This window comes from Streptomyces sp. NPDC031474 (genome assembly GCF_055581185.1).
Map to the genome: position 1 here is coordinate 99,888 of NZ_JBVIJX010000001.1, position 16,836 is coordinate 116,723.

At 69.2% G+C, this 16,836-nt stretch carries 12 protein-coding genes and 2 pseudogenes; 4 read left to right on the top strand and 10 right to left on the bottom strand.

Going from position 1 to position 16,836, the window contains the following annotated elements; translation table 11 throughout:
* Positions 1–134: 134 nt before the first annotated feature.
* The 3 genes from ACZ5SK_RS00490 (at position 135) to ACZ5SK_RS00500 (ending at position 3,446) form a co-directional block, all read left to right on the top strand.
* The gene (locus ACZ5SK_RS00490; RefSeq protein ID WP_079663127.1) at positions 135–704 is read left to right on the top strand and encodes a SigE family RNA polymerase sigma factor; all 570 of its coding nucleotides are present in this window, start codon (positions 135–137) and stop codon (positions 702–704) included.
* Complete coding sequence (locus ACZ5SK_RS00495) at positions 701–1,570, top strand: hypothetical protein (protein ID WP_334583633.1); 870 nt, start codon at positions 701–703, stop codon at positions 1,568–1,570. Before ACZ5SK_RS00490 ends, ACZ5SK_RS00495 begins: the two co-directional genes overlap by 4 nt.
* Before the next feature lie 190 nt (positions 1,571–1,760).
* Positions 1,761–3,446, top strand: coding sequence for a rhamnogalacturonan lyase B N-terminal domain-containing protein (locus tag ACZ5SK_RS00500; protein WP_361700335.1), 1,686 nt, complete (start codon positions 1,761–1,763; stop codon positions 3,444–3,446).
* A gap of 124 nt (positions 3,447–3,570) precedes the next feature.
* Here ACZ5SK_RS00500 and ACZ5SK_RS00505 read toward each other — a convergent pair whose 3' ends face one another.
* Positions 3,571–4,725, bottom strand: coding sequence for a right-handed parallel beta-helix repeat-containing protein (locus tag ACZ5SK_RS00505; RefSeq protein ID WP_334583635.1), 1,155 nt, complete (start codon positions 4,723–4,725; stop codon positions 3,571–3,573).
* A gap of 255 nt (positions 4,726–4,980) precedes the next feature.
* Here ACZ5SK_RS00505 and ACZ5SK_RS00510 point away from each other — a divergent pair.
* Positions 4,981–6,297: pseudogene (locus tag ACZ5SK_RS00510) on the top strand (glycoside hydrolase family 43 protein); the annotation flags it as partial.
* Positions 6,298–6,316: 19 nt separating this feature from the next.
* On the opposite strand, the gene ACZ5SK_RS00515 reads toward ACZ5SK_RS00510, so the two are convergent.
* The 9 genes and pseudogenes from ACZ5SK_RS00515 to ACZ5SK_RS00555 form a co-directional block, all read right to left on the bottom strand.
* Positions 6,317–7,114 carry an HAD family acid phosphatase gene (locus tag ACZ5SK_RS00515; RefSeq protein ID WP_334583636.1) on the bottom strand — a complete coding sequence of 266 codons (798 nt, stop codon included), beginning with the start codon at positions 7,112–7,114 and terminating at the stop codon, positions 6,317–6,319.
* A gap of 122 nt (positions 7,115–7,236) precedes the next feature.
* Positions 7,237–8,352 carry a right-handed parallel beta-helix repeat-containing protein gene (locus tag ACZ5SK_RS00520; RefSeq protein ID WP_334583637.1) on the bottom strand — a complete coding sequence of 372 codons (1,116 nt, stop codon included), beginning with the start codon at positions 8,350–8,352 and terminating at the stop codon, positions 7,237–7,239.
* 47 nt (positions 8,353–8,399) lie between these two features.
* Positions 8,400–9,557, bottom strand: a complete 1,158-nt coding sequence (locus ACZ5SK_RS00525; protein WP_334583638.1) for a dienelactone hydrolase family protein — start codon at positions 9,555–9,557, stop codon at positions 8,400–8,402.
* Entirely contained in the window at positions 9,541–10,572 is a 1,032-nt protein-coding gene (locus ACZ5SK_RS00530) for a pectinesterase family protein (RefSeq protein ID WP_334583849.1), read from the bottom strand. The genes ACZ5SK_RS00525 and ACZ5SK_RS00530 overlap by 17 nt, the downstream gene beginning before the upstream one ends.
* Before the next feature lie 4 nt (positions 10,573–10,576).
* Positions 10,577–11,713 (bottom strand): pectinesterase family protein, encoded by a 1,137-nt coding sequence (locus ACZ5SK_RS00535; protein WP_334583639.1) that lies wholly within the window; start codon positions 11,711–11,713, stop codon positions 10,577–10,579.
* Positions 11,714–11,899: 186 nt separating this feature from the next.
* A complete protein-coding gene (locus ACZ5SK_RS00540) occupies positions 11,900–13,246 on the bottom strand; it encodes a pectate lyase family protein (protein WP_457493589.1) in 1,347 nt (448 codons plus the stop codon).
* A gap of 84 nt (positions 13,247–13,330) precedes the next feature.
* The gene (locus ACZ5SK_RS00545; RefSeq protein ID WP_334583641.1) at positions 13,331–14,128 is read right to left on the bottom strand and encodes a rhamnogalacturonan acetylesterase; all 798 of its coding nucleotides are present in this window, start codon (positions 14,126–14,128) and stop codon (positions 13,331–13,333) included.
* Positions 14,129–14,234: 106 nt separating this feature from the next.
* Positions 14,235–15,575, bottom strand: a complete 1,341-nt coding sequence (locus tag ACZ5SK_RS00550) for an ABC transporter substrate-binding protein (RefSeq protein WP_334583642.1) — start codon at positions 15,573–15,575, stop codon at positions 14,235–14,237.
* Positions 15,576–15,667: 92 nt separating this feature from the next.
* Positions 15,668–16,825, bottom strand: a pseudogene (locus ACZ5SK_RS00555) (pectate lyase family protein); the annotation flags it as partial.
* Positions 16,826–16,836: the final 11 nt, after the last annotated feature.

The window sequence follows — 16,836 nt, forward strand, 5'->3', positions numbered from 1 at the left end:
AACCAAGCGGTCGACCACTGCTACGCTTCCCGATCTCGTCCCGACAACCTCCTCGGGATCCCCATGTCATTCACATGACACGCACAGGCCGCACCCCGACGGGTGCCAGAAGTCGCATCGAGAAGAGGTCACCCGTGGGCACAGTCGTCGACGACGCCGCCTCCGTGGAATTCCATGCCTTCTTCGACCGTCACTACGCGGAACTGTCCCGCCTCGCCCATCTGTTGACCGGTGAGGCGGATGCCGCCGACGACCTGGCGGCGGACGCGCTCCTCGCGCTGTGGAACCGCTGGGACCGGGTGCGCGCGGCCGACCATCCGGTGGCGTACGCCCGTGGCGTCGTCGCCAACCTGGCCCGCACCCGTATCCGCAGCGCCGTCCGTGAGCGCCGCCGGATCGCCCTGTTCTGGTCGCAGCGCGAGGAGAAGACGGAGAACCCCGACATCGCGGGCGTGGTGGACGTCCAGTCGGCGCTGCGTAGACTGCCGTTCCGCAAACGGGCCTGTGTGGTGCTGCGGCACGCCTTCGACCTCTCGGAGAAGGACACCGCGCTCGCCCTCGGGGTCTCGGTGGGTACGGTGAAGAGCCAGACCTCCAAGGGAATGGCCGAGCTGCAGAAGCTGCTCGGCGCCAGGGGAACTCCGCTCAAGGTGCCCGCGATGGTGCGCACCGGTGAGGCCACGGCCTCGGGAAGGGACCGATGACGATGCAGCGGGACGTACACGACGAACTGCGCGCCCGGCTGCACGGGGCGGCCGAGGCACATGAGCCCGACCGGGCGCGCATCCTGGCCCGGGTCGAGCGCGGTATGGCGGGGCAGTCACTGGACCGGTCCGACCATCGGGCGACCCGCCCGCCGCTGTGGGGCTGGGTGCGGATCGTGGGGGCCACGGCCGCGGTCGCGAGCATGCTCGCGGTCGGCGGCTACGCGGTCGCGTCCGCGGTGAAGGACGACACCCCGCCCCAGCAGACGGTCTCCGTGTCACCGCCCCCGATCGAGTCGCCGGACGCGACGAGCCGCCCCCCGGCCTCGCCGAAGGCCACGCCGAGTTCCGGCGGCGGCGCGAAGGGCCCGGCGAAGCCGAGCGCCTCCCCGACCCACGCCGCGCAGGCCACGCCCTCCGCACCCGCGGCCGAACTGCCGGCGAAGAACGACGAGGAGGACGGCCCGCTGTGGTCGGACGGCTCGGTCGACCCGCACAGCAACGACTTCTGGGCGCAGAGCAACGTCACCCTGAAGACGTCCGAGGTGCTCACCGAGCTCACCGTGCAGCTGAAGGTCGCGCAGACCGGCGGGGTCTCGTCGGCGGGCGCCTGGCGCTCCCTGCCCGAGGACGACTTCACCTTCACGGTCGCCGAGCGGGACGGCTTCCTGGTCTACACCTGGGTGCTCAAGGAGGGCCGTACGGTCGCCAAGGGCGACTGGGTGTTCGCCGGGCAGTACAACCACGACCGCGGCGGCCGGGACGCCAAGGGCGACACCTACGCCATCAAGGGCAAGTCGGACACGCGGCAGGGTTCCGTGGGCGGCGACTTCGCCGCCCACGAGAACGGCGAGGGCGACTCGTAGGACGAGGCGAGGGCGACCCGTAGGACCGGTCGAGAGAGCCTCGTAAAAACTTCTGAAACAGCGGCAACCCTTTCCTCACCGGTGACGACCACCAGGCACAAGAGTCACCACGCACTCGAGGACCGGGCCCATGACCGCCGCACCGGCACACCCGCCTCCGAGTGAACGTTCGAGCACGACGGAGCACTCCTTGAGCACGCACAAGAGACGACCCCTCACGCGCCGACGTGTGCTCGGGGCGTCCGCGATCGGTGTCGCCGCCACCGGCGCGGCCGTCGCGGGCGGCGCCGGCCTCCTGTCGTCCGCGTCCGCCGCGGCCTTCGGCTACCGGGACGACGGCGGGAACTATGTCGTCGACACGGGATCCTCGCTGGTCTTCAAGGTGTCGAAGACCACCGGCGACCTCACCTCACTTCTCTACAAGGGCAAGGAGTACGAGGGCTACGGCGGCAAGCACTCGCACGTCGAGTCCGGCCTCGGCGCCTCCGCCGTCACCGTCGAGCAGTCCGGCCCGACGATCCTGATCAAAGTCGCGCACGGCCCGATCACCCAGTGGTACGCGGCCCGCAGCGGCCAGAACAACATCTACCTCTGGACGAACAAGGCCGACGCCTCCTTCACCGCGACCCGGTACATCGTCCGGCTCAGGCCCGGGATGTTCCCCAACACCGGCTCCGACTCCTGGATCGAGGCCTCCGACACGATCATCGAGGCCGGTGACGTGTGGCGGCGCGCGGACGGCACGACCCACTCCAAGCACTACTCGGGCAGGCGCACGATCGACTACGACCACGTCGGCTTCACGACGGGTTCGGTCGGCCTGTACCTCGTCCGCTCCAACCACGAGAAGGCCTCCGGCGGCCCCTTCTACCGGTCCCTGCTGCGCCACTCCAACGACAAGGGCGCGGGCCTCTACGAGATCCTGCACTACAACGAGGCCCAGACCGAGGCGGAACGGTTCGGACTGCAGGGTCCGTACGTCCTGGCCTTCACCGACGGCGCCGCGCCGTCCCCGTCGTTGTTCCAGGACAAGCTGGACACCTCCTGGGTGGACGGCCTCGGCATCACCGGCTGGGTCGGCAGGGCGGGCCGTGGCAAGGTCGCGGGCGTGGGCCTGAAGGGCATGGACGCGAGCCACCCCTACACGGTCGGCTTCGCCAACCCCGCCGCGCAGTACTGGGCGAAGGCCGCCGCCGGAACGGGCGCGTTCTCGTGCAAGGGCATGCTCCCGGGCACCTACACCCTGACCGTCCACAAGGGCGAACTCGCCGTCCACACCGAGACGGTGAAGGTGACAGCGGGCGCGACGACGACCCTGCACACCCTCTCGATCACCGGCGACCCGTCTGCCGCGAAGACGCTCTGGCGGCTCGGCGACTGGGACGGCACCCCCGGCGAGTTCAAGAACGCCAAGCTCATGACGTACGCCCACCCGTCCGACGCCCGCGCCGCGAAGTGGACGGGGAACGTCACGATCGGCGGCGCCGACGCGGCCGCGTCCTTCCCGGCGTACGTGTGGAAGGACGTCAATGACGGCGTCCTGCTCTACTTCAAGCTGACCGGGGAGCAGGCGGCGGCCGCGCACACGCTCCGGATCGGCGTCACGGACGCGTTCGCGAACGGCCGCCCGCGGGTGTCGGTGAACGACTGGGTGTCGCCCGTTCCGGCGGCCGTCACCCAGCCCTCGACCCGCTCCCTGACGACGGGGTCCTACCGGGGCAACAACCACACCTTCACGTACAACGTCCCGGCGAGTGCCTGGAAGACGGACGTGACGCAGTACAACGTGCTGAAGCTCTCCATCGTGAGCGGTTCGAGCGGTACGACGTTCCTGAGTCCGGGCACGTCCTTCGACTGCATCGACCTGCTCGCCTGAGAACGTGCCGGCCCGAGCCCCTCTCGGGGCGGCACAAGGAGACGCCCCCACCGCTGGAACCCGGTGGGGGCGTCTCCGTGTCCGCCCCTGCGCGACGGGGCGGGCGGGACTTTCGAAACACGCCCTAGTTCATCGTCGTGCCGATGGTCGTCGACCCCGTGGTCAGGAACGTCGTCGTCGGCAGGGAGCCGTCCGGCCTCCGGGGGCCGTACGCCGTCGTCGCGTCCGTCGACTTGAAGGCCGGCGTGGAAACACCGCCGTCCCAGTTGTTGGCCGCGGAAACGGCCGCAGACCCCAGCTTGTCCAGCCCGCCCCTGTTGCCCACCGCGAGGTTGCGGGCGAGCCGGGCCTTGCCGGTGGCGAAGTAGAAACCCGTTTTCGCGTTGGCGTAGGCGGTGTTGCGGTTCAGCAGGATCGCGCCGGTGTTGGAGTTCTCGGTGAAACCGTTCAGCGTGTTGTCCCAGGCGGCGTTGGCGTTGACGAGGTGCGCCACCGCGACGCCCCCGCCACCCAGCTTGAAACCGTTTCCGTTGCCGTCGAAGGCGGAGTCGCCCCAGCGGTTCCTGCCGTTGCCGAAGGCCCACGAGTGCTCGACGGTGACCGGGGTGGAGAACTGCCACAGGTCGAGGCCGTCGTCCGAGTTGTTGTACAACCGCGCCCCGGTGATCCTGTTGCCGGTTCCCGAGCCGAACTTGATGGCGATGCCGTCCGCGTTCTGCCCGTGCCCTGCGGCATCGTAGTTGCCGTAACTGTCCAGGTTCTGCACGAGGTTGTTCACCGTGCCGTCGCCGCGCAGGGTGAACCCGGAGTCGCCGTTGTTCGCGGTGACCAGGTTCTTGAAGATGCCGCCGGTCGACGAGGTGACGACGAGGCCCTGGGCGGGCGAGGACTGGAAGGTGAGGTTCTGCACGGTCCAGTAGCTGCCGTAGATCCCGGCGAGCCATGACCCCGCGGGCAGCTTCGAGCCGTCGATCCTCACCTTCTCGCTGCCGTACGCGCGCAACGTGATGCGGGCGGAACTCGTGCCGCCGGCCGTCGACTTGAGCGTGGCCGTCGGATAGTACGTACCGGCCCGGACCTGGATGACGGTGCCGGCGACCGCGTTCCTCACCGCCGACTCCAGCTGAGCGGTGGTGGACACGGTGACCGTCGACGAGGCGGCCTCGGCGCCGCCGTTCGACAGACCGAGGTACACGCCGCCCGCCCCCGCGGAAACGGCCACCGCGGCGGCGATCGAGAGGGTGCGCGTCCTGCGGTGACGTCCGGTGCTCAAACGCACGGGGCGTTCCTTTCGCTGAGGCCGATGGGACGAAACGGGCCGGAGGGGCCGCCCGGCCCGTTTCTGCCCACCAGTCGCCGCCGCGGCCGGAAAGGGTTGCCGCGCGCCCGCGACAAGGATCGAAACTTTCGCTCGCTGCCGCCCCGGCCTCACCGATTGACGGCCCGATCCCCGCTGGTGACACTCCGAAGGCACTGCACCCCACAGAAACACCCAAAGGAAACCCAAAACCCCCACACTCACACAGGAAGTGTCATGCGCCGCCTGGGTATCGTCCGCACACTGCTCCTGGCCCTCTTCCTCACCTTGCTGACCGCCCCGCCCGGCACGGCGGCGGCCACCACTCCCGGAGCCCCACCCGTGCACCACCCGAAGTACGCCGGCTACCTCTTCGCCTACTTCACCGGCGAGGGAACGGCCGACGGCGAACAGATCCGCTACGCCCTCAGCCGGGGCAACGACCCTTTGCACTGGCGGGAGTTGAACGGCGCACGCCCGGTCCTCACCTCGACCATCGGGGAGAAGGGCCTGCGCGACCCGTTCGTGATCCGCTCCCCCAAGGGTGACAAGTTCTTCCTCATCGCCACCGACCTGCGCATGTACCAGAACAGCAGCGGCAGTTGGGACGACGTCCAGCGCCACGGCAGCAAGTCGATCATGATCTGGGACTCGACCGACCTGGTTCACTGGACCGACCAGCGGCTGGTGAAGGTGGCCCCCGACAACGCGGGCAACACCTGGGCGCCGGAGGCCTACTGGGACGACAGCCTCGGCGAGTACGTCGTCTTCTGGGCGTCCAAGCTGTACGCCGACGACGACCCCCGGCACACCGGATCGACGTACAACAAGATGCTGTACGCGACGACGAAGGACTTCCGCGCCTTCAGCGCGCCGAAGGTCTGGGACGACCCGGGTTACTCGGTCATCGACTCCACGGTCGTGAAGCACAAGGACACCTACTACCGCTACACGAAGGACGAGCGCGATGCGTCCTCCAGCTCGCCCTGCTCGAAGTTCATCACGGGCGAGAAGTCGACGAGCCTCACCTCGACGAAGTACGACTTCGTCGCCGACTGCATCGGCAGCGGCTCGATCAGCCGGGGCGAGGGGCCGACGGTCTTCAAGTCCAACACCGAGGACAAGTGGTACCTGTTCATCGACGAGTACGGCGCCCGCGGCTATGTCCCCTTCGAGACGACCGACCTCGACTCGGGCCGCTGGACCATGTCGAAGGACTACCAGCTCCCGGCGAGCCCCCGGCACGGCACGGTCCTGCCGGTGACCCAGCGGGAGTACGACCGGCTGCTGACCGCGTACCCGAGCACCCCCACCTCGATCGTGGACGCGACGGCGAAGCACCAGAAGGGGTACGCCGTCGTCACCGAGTCGGCCTCGAAGGTCGTCCTGCCGATGGAGGCGGGGGCCGATCTGCGCGGCCTCGCCCCGAAGCTGTGGGTGGCCGAGGGCGCCTCGGTGACCCCGCGCTCCGGCACGCGTCGCGACTTCCGCACGCCGCAGACGTACACCGTCACGGCCCCCGACGGAACGCGCCACACGTGGACCGTGGAGGCCGACCGACGGTGACGGTGCGTCAGCTGACGAAGTACGTCGGGTTCGGGAGCTTGTACTTCTTGTCGGCGTAGCCGCCGTCGAGGTCCGAGTACTGGTCGCCGAAGTTGGCGATGATCTCGTACCCGAGGTCGTCCTCGATGTGCTTGCGCGTGCCGGATTTGTACTGCACGGTCGTGCAGGTCCAGGTGCCCGGCGTCGCGCAGGCACTGAGGTAGGACGGCGGGTTGGCCGCGTCCTTGAGGAAGACGTGGGCGGCGTCGAGGTTCACGTCGGCGCCGACCTTCTTCAGGTTCTCGACGGCCGAGGCGCGCTGCGACTCCTTCAGGCCCGAGTTGTAGAAGACCTCGACGCCCTTGGCCTTCGCGTACCGCACCAGCTCGGGGCTGCCGAAGACGGCCGGACGGTTGGCCTGCGCCACGTACTCGGCCCAAGTGGTCGAGTTGTACGTGTAGTTGGTCTTCTTCTCGTAGTCGAGGCTGAGCAGCAGCGTGTCGTCGATGTCGAAGACGACCGCGGGCTTCTCCCCCTTCTTGACCGCCTTGCGGGCGGCCTTGTCGATGTACTTCCTGGCGGCCTTGTCGATGCTCGCGAGGTCCTTGGCGTACGGGCTGACCGGCGACGCCTGGTACACGCCGTTCGCGTCCGGCGCGGTGCCGTAGTAGGTGTCGATGTCCTTCACCAGGAGCCCGATGTTGTAGGGCTCGTGGGTGGAGTTGGCCGTGGACTGGCCGGCCGTCGCCGCGCCGGCGCCATACAGGGCGCCGGCAGCGACGGCACAGGCGGCGCTGACGGCCGCGATGCGCAGTGACTTATGCATGACAGGCTTTCTACGCGCGTCACGCGGTCGAGCGCGAGACCCGTTGCCCGATCGATACCCGTTCGGCCGGCAAAAAACGGGTCAAGCGGTCGGGTCAGGCGCCCAAGTGGCCCCGGGGCCGGTCAGTTCATCGTCGCTCCGATGGTCGTCGAGCCGGTCGTCAGGAACGTGGTGGCGGGCAGGGTGCCGCTGGAGCTGCGGGCGTTGTACGTGCTGCTCGCGTCCGTGGACCTGAAGCCGGGGGTGGAGACGCCGGAGTCCCAGTTGTTGCCGGACGAGGAGACCTTCGAGCCCTTGCTGACCGCGCCGCCGCCGTTGCCGACCGCGAGGTTCTTGCCGAGCTTGGCGGAGCTGGTGGCGAAGTAGTAGCCCCACTTGCTGTTGGCGTAGGCCGTGGTGCGGTTGATGACGATCGCCCCGGTGTTGGAGTTCTCGGTGAAACCGTTTCCGGCGTTTCCCCAGGCGGCCGAGTTGTTGATGACATGCGCGACGGTGACGCCGTTACCGCCCAGCTTGTAGCCGTTGCCGTTGCCCTCGAAGGCGGAGTCGCCCCAGCGGTTGACGCCGTTGCCGAAGGACCAGGTGTGTTCGATGGTGACCGGGGAGGAGAAGGACCAGAGGTCGATGCCGTCGTCCGAGTTGTTGTAGAGCCGGGCTCCGGTGACGAGGTTGCCGGTGCCGGAGCCGAACTTGATGGCCACCCCGTCCGCGTTCTGGCCGTGGTTGGCGGCGTCGTAGTTGCCGTAACTGTCCAGGTTCTTCACGGTGTTGTTGACCGTCCCGTCACCGGTGAGCGTGAAGCCGGAGTCGCCGCCGTTGATGGTCTTGACGTTGTTCCAGTTGGTGCCGGTGCAGGACTGGCAGACGACCGCGCTGTCCGGGGAGTTCTGGAAGGTGATGTTGGAGACGTTCCAGTAGTCGGCGGTCAGCTTGAAGATCCAGCCGCCGGAGGGCAGCGACGACCCGTCGATCTTCACCGTCTCCGAGCCGTACGCGGTGAGCGTGATGGGCGAGGAGGAACTGCCGTTGGCCGTGGACTGGAGGGTGGCCGTCGGGTAGTAGGTGCCGCCGCGGACCTGGATGACGGTGCCGGCGGTGGCGTTCTTGATGGCGTTGGACAGGTCGGTGGAGTTGCTGACGACCACGGTGGCGGCCTGTGCCTGGGTGGGCAGGGCGACGGCGAGTCCGGCGCCCAGGGACAGGGCGGCGAGGGCCGTGAGAGCGGTACGACGAGACATGGAGTGCGGTCCTTTCTCGTGCGGGTGGGGGGGGATGGTGCGGTGATTCAGAGGACGGAGTCGAGCCAGGTGAAGACCTCGTCCTGCATACGGTCGACGAAGACATGGCCGAGGTCGGGCCAGGTCCTGAGGTGCAACCGCTCCTCGGCGTGACGGGAGCGCCAGACGGCGCGCAGCTTGTCGTGGGCCACCCGTACGCCGTCGGCGGGGAAGAGGGGGTCCAGCGCGCCGCTGAAGAACAGCATCGGCCTGGGTGCGGCGATGCTCGCCACGTCGGGGAAGTCGAGGTACCGGGGAAGGCCCGGGTGGAGCATGTAATAGGAGGACTGCCCGCGCAGGGTGTTGTTGCCGGGCACCATCATTTCCTTCAGGCCGGTCATCCAGCACACGGAGGCGGTGGCCGCGATGGCGTCGGTCAGCGCGGCCGTCTGCCAGGCGCGGAAGGCGCCCATGGAGAACCCGACGGCCCCGACCCGGCGGGCGTCCACGCGGTCGAGGCCCGCCAGGAACCCCGCGGCCCGGGCGTCCTCGCGGGCCATGAGCCCGGCGAGCGAGGAGCCGAGGTTGAAGAAGTTGGAGGCGAGGGCCTGTTGCTGGTCGTAGGCGAGAGGCCCGCGGTCGCCCCAGCCGAGGGCGTCCGCGCACAGTACGACGTATCCCCGCCGGGCCAGCTCGTCGCCGACGAAGCGTCCGCTGAAGTACTTCTGCGCCCACGCCTGCGCGGAGGCGAGCCGCACGTCGTCGTACCAGGGCCGGACCAGCTTCTCCTTGCCGATGTCGAACTTCGCCCCGTGGTCGTGCAGGAGCAGCACCGCCGGGAAGGGGCCGGGGCCGTCGGGGGTGAGCAGGGCGGCCCGGACCCGCTCGTGGCGGGTGAGGGAGAGCGTCACCAACCGGCCCGTGTAGCCGTCCTGTTGGACGGGCGGGCCGAACTCGGGGGCGTACGGCGCCCCGTCCTCCCGTTCGACGACGAGCAGCTCCTCGACCTTGGTGCGAGCCGCCCGGCGCCAGGCGCGAAAGTCGCGGAGCGGGGAGTCTCCCCAGGCCAGGGGGAAGGTCAGCGCGGCCTTGAGGGCGGGGTGGAAGTCGGGGAGCGGTCCGACGGCCGCCTCGGCCGCGCCGGTGGCCACTCCCCCGGTCAGCAGCGCGGCCCCTGTCCCGACCACGAACGCCCGCCGACCCACCGGGTCATGGACGCCGCTCATACGGCCTCCAGTCCCCGAGATAGGTCCGCCGGGTGTGCGTCGCCGCCTCCTCGGCGGTCAGTTGCGGACGGTTCTCCGGCACCGAGATCACCGCGCCCGGACCGGAGTTGGCGTACTCGCGAAAGCGCATGGTCTGCCAGGGGTAGGCGTCACGCATGTTGGTGTACGGGGTCACCGCGTCGATCCCGGAACCGATCCACGTGTCCCGCACGACCAGCGAGGGCCAGGCGGTCGTCTCGTACGACGGCACCCAGGGCCGCGCGATCTTGTACGCCGCGTCCTCGGCGCCTGAGGTGATCCGGCCCCGGAGGGCGAGGAAGCCGTAGGGGTTGGCGCGGGCGGTGGCGGGGGCGAAGACCATGCCCTTGGGGGTGAAGGTCACGTCCCGTTGGAGGGTGTGGAAGTGGCAGGCGTCGAAGACCGCCCGGGCCCGGCCGAAGACGAAGTCGACGTCTCCTTCGATGTAGCAGTGGCGGTAGTACTGCCGGTCGAAGGCGTCCAGCGCGGTGGTGTCCGCGAACAGGGTGTCCTGGTGGGCGAGGAGCCGGACGTCCTCGAAGTGGCTGCGGTCGCCGGTGACGTAGGCGGCGACGGCCTGGGTGCCGGTGATGTCCGGGTGGTCGGCGCGCAGCCAGTCGTTGGCGAGGGTGAGGTCGCGGACGGTGAGGCCGGGGGCGGCGGAGGTGAAGGTGGCGGAGCCCGCGGTGCCGTAGGTGCCCGAGCCGTCGGGCTTCGGTGTGCCGTTGGCGTTGTTGTAGACGATCACGGCGGCGCGTGGATCCCGGCTCGCACCTCGTAGGGTCAACTCCCCCTTTTCCGCAGGGATGTTGACGACCTGACGGTAAGTGCCCGGGTGCACGACGATCGTCCAGCCGGGGCCGTCGACCGCGTCCACGGCCGCCTGCAGCGAGTCGCCCGGGCGGACGTGCAGGACACGGCGGGTGTGGGCGAAGGCCGGAGTCGTCGCCATGAGGGCGCCGCCGGTGAGGCCCGCGAGAAGAGTGCGTCTGCGCAGCATGTCAGCACTCCCCCTTCCAGGGCTCCCAGTCGCCGAGGTAGGCCTCGCGGGTCGCCGACTCGGCCTGTTCGGCGGTGAGTTGGGGGCGGTTCTCCGGCACGGAGACCACCGCTCCGGGGCCGCTGTTGCGGTATTCGGCGAACCGCTGGTTCTGCCAGGGGAAGGAGTTCGACATGTTGGTGTAGGGCGCCACCGCGTCGAGGCCGGCGTCGAGGCGGGTGTCGCGGACGGTGAGGCTCGGGCGGGCGGTGGTGTCGGAGCTGGGGACCCAGGGGCGGGCCAGTTTGTAGAAGGCGTCCGGGGCCGCGCTGCTGACCCGGCTCCGGCTGACCAGGTAACCGAGCGGGTTGGCGCCGGCCGTGGACGGCGCGAAGACGAAGCCGTAGGGCGCGGCGGCCAGGTCGGTGCGGTTCAGGGTGCGGAAGTGACAGTGCTCGTAGACGGCCGTCGCCCGGCCGAAGACGAAGTCGACGTCTCCCTCGGCGTAGCAGTGCGCGTAGTACTGGCGGGCGAAGACGCCGAGGGCGATGGAGTCGGCGTACAGGGTGTCCTGGTGGCCGAGGAAGCGGCAGTGGTGGAAGGCGGAGCGATCGCCCTGGACCTTGATGGCGACGGCCTGGGTGCCGGTGATGTCGGGGTGGTCGGCGCGCAGCCAGTCGTTGGCGAAGGTGATCCAGCGGGCGGTGAAGCCGTCGGCCTGCACGGTGGTGGTGGCCGATCCGGTGGTGCCGTAGGTGCCGCCGCCGGGCTTGGGGGTGCCGGCCGCGTTGTCGTAGACGATGACGACGTCACGGGGGTTCTCGGAGGCGCCGATCCAGGTGGCCTCGGTGCGGGTGACGTCGACGGCGACCGTTTCCCGGTACACGCCCGGTGCGAGGACGAGGGTCCAGCCGCTGCCGGTGGTGGCGGCGACGGCGGCGCGGACGGAGGTGAAGTCGCCCTGGCCGTCCGGGGCGACGTACAGGGTCCGGGGGGTGCGACGGGCGGCGGGGCTGCCGTAGCGGCCGAAGGGGCGGCGCCGTCCGGTGGCTGCCCGCGCGGGCGGGGCGGCGAGGCCGAGGGCGGCGACCGTGCCGACGCTCGCGGCGAGGAATCCCCTTCTGGAAAGGGGGAGTTGACCGAGGTGGGGCGAGGGCATGCGGGTGCTCCTTCGCGGTGCGGCGGTACGGCTCTGCGGGGACGGGCCGGGACGGAGGGGGACGGGCCGGGGTGGCGACGGGTGCCGCCGCCCCGGCCGTCGTACAAAAGGGTTGGCCGGACTGGCCGGACTGGCCGGGTCGGTCGGATCGGCCAGGTCGGTCGGGTCGGGTCGGGTCGGGTCGGGTCAGCCCAGGCGGCCGGCGCCCGCGCCGCAGTCCACGATCCGCGGGACCGCCTGTGCCGGGTCGACCTTGGTGCGCAGGGTCGGGGTCCAGCCCGCGCCGGACTGCAGGACCTCGCCGGGGATCTCCGCGTTGTGCACCGCGATCAGGTCGGTCAGCGTGCCGTTGACGTAGTTGTCGTCGGCGGTGACCGGAGAGACGTTCCACCGCTTCAGCGCCTTGGCCGCGCTGACCCCCTGCGGCAGCGTGAACGCGTTGTGCTGGGCGACGAGTTGGGACTCCTTGCCGATGCCGAAGCTGTAGGCGTAGGAGTCGTTGCCGACGAAGTGGTTGTTGTAGGAGTCCACTTGGCCGAAGCGGACGCGGGGCGCGCGCTCGACCAGGTTCGAGAACTGGTTGTGGTGAAAGGTCACCTTGAGGTGGCCCCGGTCGCCGGCGGCCGTCGACTCGCTGTCGCTGTTGCCGATGAGGATCGTCTTGTCGTGCTCGGTGAAGACGTTCCAGGAGGCGGTGACGTAGTCGGCGCCCCGGACGATGTCCAGCTCTCCGTCGTGCTGCTGGTAGAGCATGCCGAAGTAGGTCGGCGCGGCGCTGTCCGGGTGCGTGCCGTCGGTGAACGTGTTGTGGTCCAGCCAGACATGCGTGGAGCCGTACACGACGGCGGTGTCGTACTCGGAGTTCCAGTTGCCCTTGGCGCCGTCGGTCGGGTCCCACTGCGGGAAGCAGTCGATGGGCGACTCGAAGGCCAGGTTCCGGATGATCACGTTGTCGACGGCCTTGATCTGCAGGCTGACGCCCTTGAACCCGGCGTTCCTGCCGATGCCGACGATGGTGGTGTTGGCCGGGATGTTCGCCTTGATGGCCTTGTCCTGGTTGGCCTGGGAGGTGCGACGCAGCCCCTCCGGGCTGTCGTCGGGCTCGGCGCTCAGGTCGGTGTCCAGCCCCCAGGCCTCGGGCGAGTACTTGGCGAGGTAGGCGTCGAAGTCGTAGCCGGGTGCGGCGAAGGCGTCGCACCCCTCGGCGACGGCGTCGATGACGCCCTTCACCTTGATGATCTTCGGCGCGGTCCCGCCGGCGGCGAGGGCGGCCTTGAACTCGGCCCAGGTGGTGACGGTGTACACATGGGCGGCGTCGGCGGCCGACCCACCGGTGGTCCCGGTCCCGTAGGACCCCCAACCGTCCTTGACGCCCAGGACCTGCCGGCCGAGATCACGGGAGGCGGAGTGGGAGGCCTGGGACTGGGACTGGACCTGGGGCTGGGCGGAGGCCGTGCCGGTGACGGACAGCACCAGTGCGGTGCACCCCACCAGAGCAGCTATGACGCGTCCATGACATGACTGTGTACGCACTGTGCGGGTCTCCTCTGAGTGAAAGAGCGGTGCGTGTTCCGAGAGCGGTGACGAAAGCGGCGCGGGTTACGGAAGCGGCGCGGGTTACGAAAGCGGCGCGGGCCAGGTGATCCAGGACGTGGGGATCTCGTCGTGCAGCCGGACGACGTCCCGCGGCCCGAGCACCCGCGTCCGCAGCAGCTCCCGGGCGACGAGTCGCGCCACGGCGATCGCGCCCGGCGGATTGAAGTGCGTGTTGTCCTGCTCGGTCGCGGTCCAGTTGAAGTACGTCTTCGTCGCCTCGACCCCGAGCTGCTGCCACAGCGCGAGCGAGAGGGCCTGGACGTCGAGCAGCGCCACCCGCTCCGACTCGGCGAGCGCGCGCATGGCGGCGGGATACTCGCCGTGCGTCGGCAGGGCGTTCCCCTCGGCGTCGAACCTGCGGCGCTCGACCGGCGTGGCGAGCACGGGCCGCGCGCCCTTCGCACGGGCGCCGTCGATGTACATCCGCAGGTAGTCCTGGTACGTCGTCCAGGGCTCGGTGTACCGCGTCGGGTCGGTGGTCTTCTCGTCGTTGTGCGCGAACTGGATCAGCAGGAAGTCCCCCGGCCGGATCGCGGCGAGGACGGCGTCGAGCCGGCCTTCGTCGACGAAGCTCTTGGAACTGCGTCCGTTCACGGCGTGGTTGGCGACCGGCCGGTCCTTGTGCAGAAAGAACGGCAACGCCATGCCCCACCCGGTCTCGGGAGCGGCGTCGGAGTACTTCTGGGCAGCGGTGGAGTCACCGGCGATGAACAGCGTGCGGGGCCGGGATCCACCGGCGTGGGCAGGAACGGCTCCTGCCAGCCCGAGAGGAAGGGCGGCGAGGGCCGCCGAGGTGACCTGTCTACGGCTAAGGGACACGAACGTGCACCTCTCAACAGGGGGTTTATGGATGTGAAGGGGCGCGGGGAACCGCGCGACCAGGCCCGACCGGCCGGCAGTTCCCCACGAACCGAAACCACACGAGCTATCCGTGGTTCTTCTTCCAGTCGGCCTGCGCAGCGTTCAGCTGCTCGGCCAACGTGTCCAGGAATTCCTTTGCGCTCATCTTTCCGAGCAGCACCTTCTGGTAGTTCGGCTCGTTGTCCGCCTTCGAGATCGTGTTCCAGTCGGGCAGGTAGTACGGGAACTGCACGATCTTGGTGCCGGCTCCGTTGAGCGCCTCGGCGGCCAGCTTCGTCGGCTCGGCCTGCTGGATCCACGCGTCCTTCGCGGCCTCGGTGTTCGCCGGGATCTGCCCCGCGGCCTTGTTGTACTTGGAGTTCTCCTCGTGCGAGACGGCGAACTCCACGAACTTCCAGGCGGCCGTCTTGTTCTTGCCGCCCTTGAAGACGCTCAGCCCGTCGACGGGGTTGGAGACCTGCACACGGGCGCCGTTGTCCTGGGTCGGGCTGGGGATGCCGCGGAACTTGTCCGCGCCCAGGGCCTTCAGGTGGTCCTGGTAGGAGCCGAGGTTGTGGCTGAGCATGCCGATGGTGCCGCTGTCCCACTGGGCGACCATCTTGGTGAAGTCGTTGTTGACGTCGGCGGACGGGGTGTCCTTCTTGTACAGGGCAACGTACTTCTCCAGCGCGGCGACGAGCTTCGGGTCGTTGACGGTGGTCTTGTCGCCGTTCCAGAAGGTGTCGACGCCGGACTGGCTGTACGCCGCGTCCAGGGCCGGCGCGATGGATCCCTCACCGCCGCGGATGGTGAAGCCGAACTCGTTCTTGCTCTTGTTCGTGAGCTTGTCGGCGGCCTCGTAGAACTTCGTCCACGTGGTCGGCGCGTCCAGACCGGCCTTCTGGAACAGGTCGGTGCGGTACCACAGGGTGCCGTTGTTGGACGAGGTCGGGATCTGGTAGAGCTCCTTGCCGCCGCCGGCCGACCGGCTGCTGGCCAACAGGTTCTGGCTCAGCTTGCCCTTCAGGGCGCTCTTGTCCAGCCGGCTGTCCAGCGGCTCCAGTGCGCCCTGCACCGCAACCTCGGCGAGCATCGCGGTGCCCACCCCGCCGACGTCGGGCAGACCGCCGCCCTGGATGGCGGTGTCGTACTTGGACTGGGCGCTCGAGGCCGGGATCCCGACGTACTTGACCTTGATGTCCGGGTTGGCCTTCTCGAAGTCGGCGATGATCTCCTTCCAGATGTCGGTGCGGACACCGCCGTTGTTGTCCCAGAAGGTGATCTCGCCCTTGCCGGAGCCCTCGCCTCCCTTGTCCCCCGCGGCGCCGCTGCCGTCGTCACCACACGCGGTGGCGGTCAGCGCGAGCACGGAGCCCAGGGCGACGGCCAGGGCGGCGCGCCTGCTTCTGCGGATGCTGCTCTTCATGTGGTCGGCTCTCTTCTTCTGGATCCCAACGGAAGATATGAAGTTGTGGGGGGTCATGGGGGTGTTCACCGGACGGTCGGGGCGTTGCCCGGCACGGTCGGGTGGTCGCCCGGCACGGTCTGTGTGAGCGCGTCGCCGATCCGTGCCTGCGGCCCGGAGAACCGGGTGACCAGCGCGGGAACGGCCGCCGCCGGGTCAAGCCGGTAGGCGTAGAACTCCCGCGGGTCGAAGGCGGCGCCCCACTCGTCGGTGCGCCCGCTCGTGTTGCGCAGGATCGACCCGCGCTCGACCAGCTCGGCCGTCGCGTCGGCCTGGTAGGGATGCTGGACGCCGTCGTAGTAACTGTTCTCGATGACCATCTTCGTGTGGCCCCGCGACCAGTTCCCGTACGTCCACACCGGGTCGCCGTCGGCCACCTGCGCCGACATGTAGTTGTTGTAGAGGTGGGCGTAGGCGCAGTTGTCGGCCGAGGGGTTGCGCTGTTTCGTGCCCGTGAACCAGTTGTGGTCGATGGTGATCTGGGTGAGCACGTTGGTCGTCCAGCCGATGCCGAACGCCTTGTTGTGGTTGCTGAAACGGTTGTAGGAGACGGTGATGTACTGGCTGTCCTTGCGGATGTCGAGCAGTCCGTCGCCCATGTGCGTCAAGGTGTTGTGGTCGATCCAGACGTGGTCGACGGTGTCCATCTGGATCGCGTCGAAGTCGGTCGTCTTGCCGTCCCAGTCGCCCTCGACGTAGGAGTCCCGGATCGTCAGGTTGCGGATGATCACGTTGTGCGTGCCGGGGTTCAGGTGCAGTTCGCCGTGCACGATCTCGCCGGTGTCGCCGACGCCGATGATCGTCTTGTTCGAGGTCACGACGATGTCGGAGCCGAAGGGCTCGACGGCCACCGCGCCCTTGACCCGGATGACGTAGGGCTCCTCGGCGGCCGCGTACTTCGCGAGCTGGGCCTGGTCGGTCACGGTGACGACCTTGCCGCCGGCGCCTCCGGTGGTGCCCCCGGCGAGGGAGGCGAAACCGTGGGCCCGGTCGGTCCAGCGAGCCGCCGCGGACGTCGAGTCGGAGAACGAGGTCGTCGAGGCGGAGGACGAGGTCGGGGACGTCGAGGACGTGGCGGCGACGGTGGTCGTCGGCCGGACGGCGGCCCTCGCCTCGCCGACCGCGCCGAGGCCGAGCGCCGCCACCAGGCCGGCCACGGTCGCCATGACCAACCCGGGTCTCGGCAAGCGCTTGCTAGGGAAGTGCGTCATTGCGGCTCCCA